The sequence below is a fragment of the Aeromonas sp. QDB14 genome, from assembly GCF_027707845.1.
GTDB lineage: Bacteria > Pseudomonadota > Gammaproteobacteria > Enterobacterales > Aeromonadaceae > Aeromonas > Aeromonas caviae.
Map to the genome: position 1 here is coordinate 169,192 of NZ_JAPCJD010000001.1, position 10,862 is coordinate 180,053.

Sequence of the window (10,862 nt, forward strand, 5' to 3'; positions counted from 1 at the left end):
TAGTGAGTCGGCCCGCCCGGGTCAAGATAGCCGTCCAGATGGATAGGGCTTTTTGCTTCGAGATTCTGACTTGTCTGGTTATTCCGTTATTTATTCTGTTTTTAATGAATTTATCGTTTAAACGTCGGGGTGGTTTGGCGGGCCAGATCGGGCTTTTCAAAGGGGACGCGGGCTGGTAAAACGGTCTCTTTCCATAATAAAGAGATGAGAGGGTGGAGATGGACAATCCGATCCGTGTGGCCGTGATGGGCTGTAATGGTCGTATGGGCAAGGTGCTGCTGGAGGCTATCGCCAACGCCGAGGGCGTGGTGGTGGGAGCGGCGCTGGAACGACCGGGCTCTGCCGTGATGGGTCTGGATGCGGGTGAACTCAACGGCCTGGGGCGCCTTGGCGTCATCATCAGCGACAGTCTGGAGAAGGTGAAGGACGAATTCGATCTCATCATCGACTTCACCCGCCCCGAGGTGACCCTGGCGAACCTCGCCTTTGCACTGGCTCATGGCAAGCAGATGGTGATCGGCACCACCGGCTTTGACGAGGCGGGCAAGGCGGCCCTGCACGAGGCGGGCAAGCAGATCGGCATCGTCTTCGCCTCCAACTACTCGGTCGGGGTCAACCTGGTGTTCAAGCTGCTGGAGCAGGCGGCCAGGGTGATGGGGGAGTACACCGACATCGAGATCATCGAGGGGCACCACAGACACAAGGTGGATGCTCCGTCCGGCACTGCGCTCTCCATGGGGGAGGTGGTGGCGAAAACCCTGGGCCGGGATCTCAAAGAGTGCGCCGTCTATGGCCGTGAGGGGATCACCGGTGAGCGGGATCGCAACACCATCGGCTTTGCCACCATCCGCGCCGGCGATCTGGTGGGGGAGCACACCGTCATGTTCGCCGACATCGGCGAGCGGGTCGAGATCAGCCACAAGGCTTCCAGCCGTCTGACCTTCGCCAACGGTGCAGTGCGGGCGGGCAAGTGGCTCGGCCAGCAAGGGGCCGGTCTCTATGATATGCAGGATGTGCTCGGTCTGAAATAAACCGACTTCAGGGGGAGTGCAGACTCCCGTACTGGTTGCCAAACCCCGGTCCGCCGGGGTTTTTTGTCACTTTTTTGTAGAAATGAGCCTTAATCATCACTTTTTGAGTGAACCTCGCTAAATCCTGCCATTCTTACAAGCCTGCCACCCTCTTGCGACAAAAATGTCATCAAGGGGTAACGGGTTTGGGTCTCAATATTCCCCTGCGGGGGGCATTTCGCCTTGATGTGAAATAGACTAAAAATGCAATCCAAGAAAAACGTTTTCTATTCTTGGTGTTCACTTTTCTGGCTTCAAATGGTGTTTTTGCTGTTGTGTTGTTTATTTTTTAATTTTCTATCTTGCTGTTTATTAAGTGGTAAATTTGGTTTTTTGTACGTTGCATGGCATCGGGCGCCGCTTTGTGGTCTGTGTTTGGCTTTTCTTTTTGAAGAGGGGGTTGCAAAGCGAGTGAGTGCATAGATAATGGGTAATATTGCTTGTTTATTGAATTTAGATGCATTTCAAACGAGAAAAGACGTTGAAATGAAATCGTTTTTAAGTAGAATGCGCCCAATTTGCCAGAAATCTGCCGGGTTCGAGTCCTGTCAAAGACCGGAACCGAGCCCGCAACACCCAGGTAAATTGCTGAATTTAAAGCTAAATAACTGGAGGTTGTCTTGAATCACACTGCATTGCTAGTGCTGGAAGATGGAACTGTGTTCAAAGGCGTGTCGATAGGCGCCGAGGGATGTTCCGTTGGTGAAGTGGTTTTCAACACGTCGATGACGGGTTATCAGGAAATCCTCACAGATCCCTCCTATTCCCGTCAGATCGTTACCCTCACTTACCCCCATATAGGCAACACCGGCACCAACAGCGAAGATGAAGAGTCCAGTCAGGTCCATGCTCAGGGCCTCATCATCCGGGACCTTCCGATACTGGCCTCCAACTTCCGCAATCAGCAATCCCTCTCCGATTACCTCAAGTCCCACAACATCGTTGGCATCGCCGACATCGACACCCGCAAGCTGACCCGCATCCTGCGTGAAAAAGGCGCCCAGGCCGGTTGCATCCTGGCCGGCAAGCAGCTCGATGAAGCCCATGCCCTCGAACAGGCCCGGGCCTTCCCCGGTTTGAAGGGGATGGACCTGGCCAAGGAAGTGACCGTGAGCGAATCCTACAGCTGGACTGAAGGCAGCTGGCAGCTCGGCAAGGGTCACGTCACCCCGGCGGCCGATGAGCTGAAATACCACGTGGTGGCCTACGACTTCGGCGTGAAGCGCAACATCCTGCGCATGCTGGTGGACCGTGGCTGCCGCCTGACCGTGGTGCCGGCCAAGACCCCGGCCGCCGAGGTACTGGCGATGAACCCGGATGGCATCTTCCTCTCCAACGGCCCCGGCGACCCCGAGCCGTGCGACTACGCCATCGAAGCTATCAAGGCTTTCCTTGATACCAGCACCCCGGTGTTCGGTATCTGCCTGGGCCACCAGTTGCTGGGCCTGGCCTCCGGCGCCAAGACCATCAAGATGAAGTTCGGCCACCACGGTGCCAACCACCCGGTGAAGAGCCTGGACGACAACACCGTGATGATCACCGCCCAGAACCACGGCTTTGCGGTGGACGAGCAGACCCTGCCCGAGTGCCTGCGTGCCACCCACGTCTCCCTGTTCGATGGGTCGCTCCAGGGCATCCATCGCACCGACCGTCCGGCCTTCAGCTTCCAGGGTCACCCCGAAGCGAGCCCGGGCCCGCACGATTGTGCCGGTCTGTTCGACCACTTTATTGAATTGATTAAGCAGTATCGCGCCTAAGAGGATAAAGAGAGCCATGCCAAAACGTAACGACCTACAGAGCATCCTGATCCTCGGCGCCGGCCCCATCGTCATCGGTCAGGCCTGCGAATTCGACTACTCCGGCGCCCAGGCGTGCAAGGCCCTGAAAGAAGAGGGCTACCGCGTCATCCTGGTGAACTCCAACCCGGCCACCATCATGACCGACCCGGAGATGGCCGACGCCACCTACATCGAGCCCATCACCTGGGAAGTGGTGCGCGAGATCATCAAGAAAGAGCGCCCGGACGCCATCCTGCCCACCATGGGTGGTCAGACTGCGCTGAACTGCGCCCTGGCGCTGGAGCAGCATGGCGTGCTCAAGGAGTTCGGTGTCGAGATGATCGGCGCCACCGCCGACGCCATCGACAAGGCCGAGGATCGCTCCCGCTTTGACAAGGCCATGCGCAGCATCGGTCTCGAGTGCCCCCGTGCCGGCATCGCCCACAACATGGAAGAGGCCTGGGGTGTGCAGCAGATGGTAGGGTTCCCCTGCATCATCCGTCCCTCCTTTACCATGGGTGGCTCGGGCGGCGGCATCGCCTACAACACCGAAGAGTTCGTGGAGATCTGCGAGCGCGGTCTGGATCTCTCCCCGACCAAGGAGCTGCTCATCGACGAGTCGCTCATCGGCTGGAAAGAGTACGAGATGGAAGTGGTGCGGGATCGCAACGACAACTGCATCATCGTCTGCGCCATCGAAAACTTCGACCCCATGGGCATCCACACCGGTGACTCCATCACGGTCGCGCCAGCCCAGACGCTGACCGACAAGGAGTACCAGATCATGCGCAACGCCTCCATGGCGGTGCTGCGCGAGATCGGTGTCGAGACCGGCGGCTCCAACGTCCAGTTCGGCATCAACCCCAAAGACGGCCGCATGGTCATCATCGAGATGAACCCGCGGGTGTCGCGCTCCTCTGCGCTGGCCTCCAAGGCGACCGGCTTCCCCATCGCCAAGATCGCCGCCAAGCTCGCCATCGGTTACACCCTGGACGAGCTGATGAACGACATCACCGGTGGTCGTACCCCGGCCTCCTTCGAGCCGGCCATCGACTACGTGGTGACCAAGGTGCCGCGCTTCAACTTCGAGAAGTTCGCCGGTGCCAACGACCGTCTGACCACCCAGATGAAGTCCGTGGGTGAAGTGATGGCCATCGGCCGCAACTTCCAGGAGTCCCTGCACAAGGCCCTGCGTGGTCTCGAGACCGGCAAGACCGGCTTCGACCCCATGGTTGACCTGAACGCCCCCGACTCCCTGACCCGCATCCGTCACGAGCTGCAGGATGCTGGTGCCGAGCGCATCTTCTACATCGCCGACGCCTTCCGCGCCGGCCTCTCCATGGACGGCGTGTTCAAGCTGACCAAGATTGACCCCTGGTTCCTGGTGCAGATTGAAGAGCTGGTCAAGCTCGAAGAGCAGGTGAAAGAGCGCGGCATGGCCGGTCTTGACGCCGACTTCCTGCGCGCCCTCAAGCGCAAAGGCTTTGCCGACGCCCGTCTGGCCAAGATCCTCGGCGTGGCCGAAGGTGAAGTGCGTAAATTGCGTGCCCGCCACAACATCTTCCCGGTCTACAAGCGGGTCGATACCTGCGCGGCCGAGTTCGCCACCAACACCGCCTACATGTACTCCAGCTACGACGAGGAGTGCGAGGCCAACCCCACCAACCGCGACAAGATCATGGTCATCGGTGGCGGCCCGAACCGCATCGGTCAGGGCATCGAGTTCGACTACTGCTGTGTGCATGCGGCCCTGGCTCTGCGTGAAGACGGTTACGAGACCATCATGGTCAACTGCAACCCGGAAACCGTCTCCACCGACTACGACACCTCGGACCGTCTCTACTTCGAGCCTGTGACCCTGGAAGACGTGCTGGAAATCGTGCGGGTCGAGCAGCCCAAGGGCGTCATCGTCCAGTACGGCGGCCAGACTCCTCTGAAACTGGCGCGGGCATTGGAAGCGAACGGCGTGCCGGTCATCGGGACCAGCCCGGATGCCATCGACCGCGCGGAAGATCGCGAGCGCTTCCAGTCCGCCGTCGAGCGCCTGGGGCTCAAGCAGCCGGAAAACGGCACCGTCACCGCCCTGGAGCAGGCCGTGCAACTGGCCACGCGCATCACCTACCCGCTGGTGGTTCGTCCCTCCTACGTGCTGGGTGGCCGCGCCATGGAAATCGTCTATGACGAGCAGGACCTGCGCCGCTACTTCGCCGAGGCAGTGAGCGTCTCCAACGAGTCGCCGGTGCTGCTGGACCGCTTCCTGGACGACGCCACCGAGGTGGACGTGGACGCCATCTGCGACGGTGTTGACGTGGTCATCGGCGGCATTATGGAGCACATCGAACAGGCCGGTATCCACTCCGGTGACTCCGCCTGCTCCCTGCCGCCCTACACCCTGTCCAAGTCCATCCAGGACGAGATGCGCGAGCAGGTGCGCAAGCTGGCGCTGGAACTCGGTGTGGTGGGCTTGATGAACGTGCAGTTCGCGGTGAAAGACAACGAGATTTACCTCATCGAGGTGAACCCCCGTGCCGCCCGTACCGTGCCGTTTGTCTCCAAGGCCACCGGTGCCCCGCTGGCGAAGATCGCCGCCCGCGTCATGGCCGGTCAGAGCCTGAAAGAACAGGGCTTTACCACCGAGATCATCCCGCCCTACTACTCGGTGAAGGAAGTGGTACTGCCGTTCGCCAAGTTCCCGGGTGTGGATCCGCTGCTGGGGCCGGAAATGCGCTCCACCGGTGAAGTCATGGGGGTAGGCAGCAGCTTCGCCGAGGCCTATGCCAAGGCGCAGCTGGGTGCCGGTCACCAGGTTCCGAGCGAAGGTCGCGCCCTCTTGTCCGTTCGCCACGGCGACAAGGAACGGGTGGTCAACCTGGCCGCCAAGCTGCTGGAGCTGGGCTATGACCTCGACGCCACCCACGGCACCGCCGTGACCTTGGGCGAGGCGAGCATCAACCCGCGTCTGGTCAACAAGGTGCACGAGGGTCGTCCGCACATTCTGGATCGCATCAAGAATGGCGAGTACACCTACATCGTCAACACCGCCGAGGGTCGTCAGGCCATCGAGGATTCCAAGCAGCTGCGCCGTGGCGCCCTGCAGCACAAGGTGGCTTACACCACCACGCTGCATGCGGCCTTCGCCACCTGCATGGCCATCAGTGTCGATGCCACCGCAAATGTGAACTCAGTGCAGGAGCTGCATGAGAAGGTGAACAACCGCTAAGAGCACCGGCAGCACACTGCCCGCTCGATGCACGCAAACCCCGCCAGCAACGGCGGGGTTTTTTATTGCCTGCGCCCTGCCACTTCCGGGGAAACGCCTTCAAGGAAGATGGGTGAGATGGCGAATAATTCATCATGGGTGGTGATATTCACCCCATGAATGAACTTTCACTGCATCAATATTGCTGAATTGGCATGATGGGGTGCAATCTTCGCAATCTCTCGCCCCCACGACCTCCCTATACTGGGTGCTCATACAAACAAGGTCGTCTGCGCCGACACACCGAAAGGTGGCGTGCGAGAGGATCAGCGCCCGCAGCCCCATCCGGCTGCCGTGGCCGGCCCCGGTGACCGACGGGGGCCGCAGGAAAACCGGTCGCGGGGTTACCGCCGCGCGACTCGTCAGGGACGGTGTTACCGCACCAACCCGCTTCCCCTCCTTGCCCCACCCGCCTGTCGGCCCGGTCGTCCGGCGCCTCGCCCATCCGTCAAGGGAATCTGAATATGAGCTTCGATCATCGCAAATACCGCCGTGCCCCCGTGATCAACCTGGCGGATCGCCAGTGGCCCAACCGGGTACTGGAGCGGGCACCGCTCTGGTGCGCCGTGGACCTGCGTGATGGCAACCAGGCGCTGGTCGAGCCCATGACGGTGGCCCAGAAGCTGCAAATGTGGACGCTGATGACCCACATCGGTTTCAAGCACATCGAGGTGGGCTTCCCGGCGGCCTCCCAGCCCGACTTTGATTTTGTGCGCGAACTCATCGAGCGCAACCTCATCCCCGATGACGTCACCATCCAGGTGCTGGTGCAGGCGCGCGAAGATCTGATCGCCCGCACCTTCGAGGCGCTCAAGGGGGCGAAGCGGGCCATCGTTCACGTCTACAACTCGGTCAACCCGACCCAGCGCAACTATGTGTTCAACTCAGGCAAGGACGGGGTCAAGGCCATCGCTGTGCAGGGGGCGCGCTGGGTGCGGGAGTATGCGGCCCGCCATCCGGGCACCGAGTGGAGTTTCCAGTATTCTCCGGAGAGCTTCAGCAGCACCGAGGTGGAGTTCGCCGTCGAGGTGTGTGACGCCGTCATCGACGAGTGGCGTGCCGCTGCCCGTCCCATGATCCTGAACCTCCCCGCCACGGTGGAGGTGAGCACCCCCAACGTGTTTGCGGATCAGGTGGAGTGGTTCTGCCGACACCTCAAGGCGCGACCCGAGGTGAGCATCTCCATCCACACCCACAACGACAGAGGCTGCGGGGTGGCCGCCGCCGAGCTGGCGGTGCTGGCGGGGGCGGATCGCATCGAGGGCACCCTGCTCGGCAACGGGGAGCGCACCGGCAACATGGACATCGTCACCATGGCCATGAACCTCTACAGCCAGGGGATTGACCCCGAGCTGGACCTGTCCGACATGGATGCCATCGTCGCCACCGTGGGGGCCTGCACCCAGATTGCCCTGCACCCGCGCCACCCCTATGCCGGCGAGCTGGTCTACACGGCGTTTTCCGGCAGCCACCAGGACGCCATCCGCAAGTCTCTCGCGGCAGAAAAACCGGATCACTACTGGGACGTGGCTTACCTGCCCATCGATCCTGCCGATCTCGGTCGCAGCTACGAGGCGGTGATCCGCATCAACAGCCAGTCCGGCAAGGGAGGGGTGACCTATCTGCTGGAGCGTGACCTCGGTCTGCAACTGCCGCGCTGGCTGCAAATCGACTTCAGCCGCCGGGTGCAGGCCGAGGCTGAGGCGAGCAGCAGCGAAATCAGCCCGGAGCAGATCCGCACCCTGTTCGAGCAGCACTATCTTGAGCCGGCCCACGGCTATCGCATCGGGCGCTTCCAGCTCGGTCATGACAGTCAGGAGAGCCTGCGCCTGGAGTTGCAGACCCCTCACGGCACCCTGCAATTGTGCGGTGAAGGGGAGGGTGCCATCACCGCCCTGGTCAACGGCTGGCAGCGTCAGACCGGCATGCACATCGATGTGCTGGATTACTCCGAGCATGCGCTCACCGCCGGCACCGAATCCCGCGCCGCCGCCTATGTGCTGCTGAGCGTCGAGGGCACCCGGATGTGTGGCGTCGCCGTCGGTCGCGACGTGGTCAACGCCTCCCTGCAGGCGGTGATCAACGGCGCCGCCCAGCATCAGGCCCTGCGCCAGAGCGCCTGAGGCTGCACGGCCCGCTTGCCGTGAGGGCGAGCAGGGAAGGGCCGCCCACCCCGATGTCACGGCAGATCGCGCCGTCCCCGTTGCAACAATCCCCTGACCCATATGGTGAGGGGATTGTTTTTTATGGGAAAATCGGCCCACAATATCAGTGATTTGCCACTAGGAATGCCGTCGGGGTTCGCTGGCGATGGCAGCCAACGGCTGCCATTCGGGATAGAAGACATGCGCGCTTGGAGCCCAAAACATGATGAAGACTCCCCTCAGGTTATCCGTTCACCCCGCCCGGTTCTTCTCGCTTCCTCCCTGCCGTCGTCTCGCGCTGGTGAGCCTGCCCTGTCTGCTGCTGCTGACGGGGATCCTGGATGGGGCCAGTTTTGATCTCCTGGCAGAGCACAACCTCTATACCGTCGGGGCTCTGGCCGAAGCGCTCAACGTGTTGACCCTGCTGTTCATGTTCTGGGTGGTGCAGTGTGCCCAGATCACCTTGAAAACCTATCTCTCCCTCACCGGCGGGCTGACCCTCTGGCTCGTTTCCGGCGTCATCGATCTGATGGATGAGGTCTATTTCCAGCCCTGGTGGCTCTCCACGGTGGAAGACAGCCTGCGCACGATCGGCATGCTGGCCTCGGCCTGGGGTGTGCTGCTGATGGTGCAACAGATGTATGGCACCCAGATGCGGCTCTCCTCCCTCGCCATGTCAGACGAGCTGACCGGGCTCTCCAATCGCCGGGCGTTTCGCGCCGTGCTGGAGGCGCACGGAGAGGAGGGGACGCCGCTCCTGCTGCTGGATCTCGATCACTTCAAGCTGATCAACGATCGCTATGGCCATGCGATTGGCGACAATGTACTGCGTGAATTCAGCACCCTGCTGCGCCAGCTCTGCCCATTGGATGGGGTGGTGGCACGCCTTGGGGGAGAGGAGTTTGCCATCTGGCTGCCCGGCATGACGGGTGACAAGGCCCGTGCGCTGGCGGAGCAGATAAGGTGCGCGACCGAAGAGCTGGTCTCAGGTGACGGGGTAAGATTCACCGTGAGCCTTGCCCTGGGTATCAGCCAGAGCGGGGAGGGGGTGGATGCCCTGCTCCAGCGCACCGATCTCGCCCTCTATCAGGCCAAGCATCTGGGACGAAACCGAGTGGAGCTGGCGTGATGGCGCCAGGGGATGCCGCAGCCAGCGGGCCAGCAGGTTCATCCGCCTTCATCTTGTCAGACTTGTTCCCTACAATGTCCGCCTACATGCATTCGAGCCCTCTCATTCGCGATGAGGGGCAGGTCCAGCTCTTCAGGAAGCCTTCATGATCCCCTCTCACTCTTTGTTTCATGCCCATTGGCGCTGGTTGTCACTGCTTACCCTTGCCCTGCTGTCGGGCTGTGCCAGCGAGCCTCCCGCCACGACCAGCACGGCGACGCCGGCGGGGCGCCCCACGCCTAAGGCGATGCAGCCGCAAAAACCGGCCGACATGAAGAGCCGTATCGTGCGCTTCCTGCCGCGCAACGTGGTGGACAAGCCGGGCTGGGCCAATGACGTGGTGACGGCGCTCACCACCCAGGGGCTGACGGTGAGCGATCACAACGTCTGCAGCGTGCTGGCGGTGGCGGAACAGGAGGCGACCTATCAGGCGGACCCCGTGGTGCCCAACCTCAACAAGATTGCCTGGAAGGAGATCAATGCCCGGGCCGGCAAGCTGCTCATCCCCGAGTTCATGGTGCGCACGGCCCTCTCCATCCAATCCCCCACTGGCAATAGCTATGCCGAGCGCATCGACAAGCTTCGCACCGAACGGGAGATGAGCGAGATCTTCGAAGACATGATAGGCAGCGTCCCCATGGGCAAGCAGCTCTTTGGCAACCTCAACCCGGTACGCACCGGCGGCCCCATGCAGGTGAGCGTCGCCTTTGCCGAAGCCAACGCCCGTGGCTACCCCTATCCAGTGAAGGAGTCCATTCGCCACGAGGTGTTCACTCGTCGCGGCGGCATCTGGTTTGGCACCAAACACATCTTCGGCTATCCCGCCGACTACCCGGATACCCTCTATCGCTTCGCCGACTTCAATGCGGGCTGGTACGCGAGCCGCAATGCGGCCTTCCAGGCGGCGGTAAGTCGGGTGAGTGGCAAGCCCCTGGCCCTGGACGGGGATCTCATCCGCTACGACTCGGATTTGCCCGGCAAGACCGAACTCGCGGTCCACAGCATCGCCAGCCGCGTCAACATGAGCAAGCAGGCCATCCACCAGAGCCTGCTCAAGGGGGACAGCAGCGACTTTTCCCAGACCGACCTCTATCATCGGGTCTTTACCCTGGCCGACCAGCAGGCGGGCAAGCGCCAACCCCGCGCCGTGCTGCCCGGCATCCAGCTAAAGAGCCCCAAGATCACCCGCAACCTCACCACCGCCTGGTTCGCCAAGCGGGTGGATGACAGGGAGCAGGCCTGCGTCAGGAAGATGGCGAGCATTCGCTGACAGCCAGAGACAACCAGGGCGGCCAATGGGCCGCCATATATTTCATCATTTATCTAAGGAAGGTGCGAACAAGTCCCTGATATGAGATCATGTTTGTCATCTGGAGCCATGGAACAGGGTTCATCATGAGTCATCAACTTACCTTCGCCGACAGTGAATTCAGCAGTAAGCGC

General features: G+C 61.4%; 6 protein-coding genes. All 6 read left to right on the forward strand.

Annotated elements, in window-relative coordinates; translation table 11 throughout:
- Positions 1–218: 218 nt before the first annotated feature.
- The 6 genes from dapB to PG887_RS00800 all read left to right on the forward strand — a co-directional run bounded on the left by dapB (position 219) and on the right by PG887_RS00800 (position 10,689).
- Positions 219–1,031: a 4-hydroxy-tetrahydrodipicolinate reductase gene (gene dapB / locus PG887_RS00775; protein WP_052816492.1), complete on the forward strand. Its 813-nt coding sequence runs from the start codon at positions 219–221 to the stop codon at positions 1,029–1,031.
- Between the two features lie 659 nt (positions 1,032–1,690).
- The gene (carA, locus tag PG887_RS00780) at positions 1,691–2,827 is read left to right on the forward strand and encodes a glutamine-hydrolyzing carbamoyl-phosphate synthase small subunit (RefSeq protein WP_010675189.1); all 1,137 of its coding nucleotides are present in this window, start codon (positions 1,691–1,693) and stop codon (positions 2,825–2,827) included.
- Positions 2,828–2,843: 16 nt separating this feature from the next.
- On the forward strand, positions 2,844–6,068 hold the full coding sequence (gene carB / locus PG887_RS00785) for a carbamoyl-phosphate synthase large subunit (protein WP_182936117.1): 3,225 nt from the start codon (positions 2,844–2,846) through the stop codon (positions 6,066–6,068).
- 503 nt (positions 6,069–6,571) lie between these two features.
- Complete coding sequence (leuA, locus tag PG887_RS00790) at positions 6,572–8,230, forward strand: 2-isopropylmalate synthase (RefSeq protein ID WP_270821001.1); 1,659 nt, start codon at positions 6,572–6,574, stop codon at positions 8,228–8,230.
- Between the two features lie 244 nt (positions 8,231–8,474).
- Positions 8,475–9,380 (forward strand): GGDEF domain-containing protein, encoded by a 906-nt coding sequence (locus PG887_RS00795; RefSeq protein ID WP_270821002.1) that lies wholly within the window; start codon positions 8,475–8,477, stop codon positions 9,378–9,380.
- A gap of 145 nt (positions 9,381–9,525) precedes the next feature.
- Positions 9,526–10,689, forward strand: coding sequence for a DUF1615 domain-containing protein (locus tag PG887_RS00800; RefSeq protein WP_270821003.1), 1,164 nt, complete (start codon positions 9,526–9,528; stop codon positions 10,687–10,689).
- The last annotated feature ends 173 nt before the right edge of the window (positions 10,690–10,862 follow it).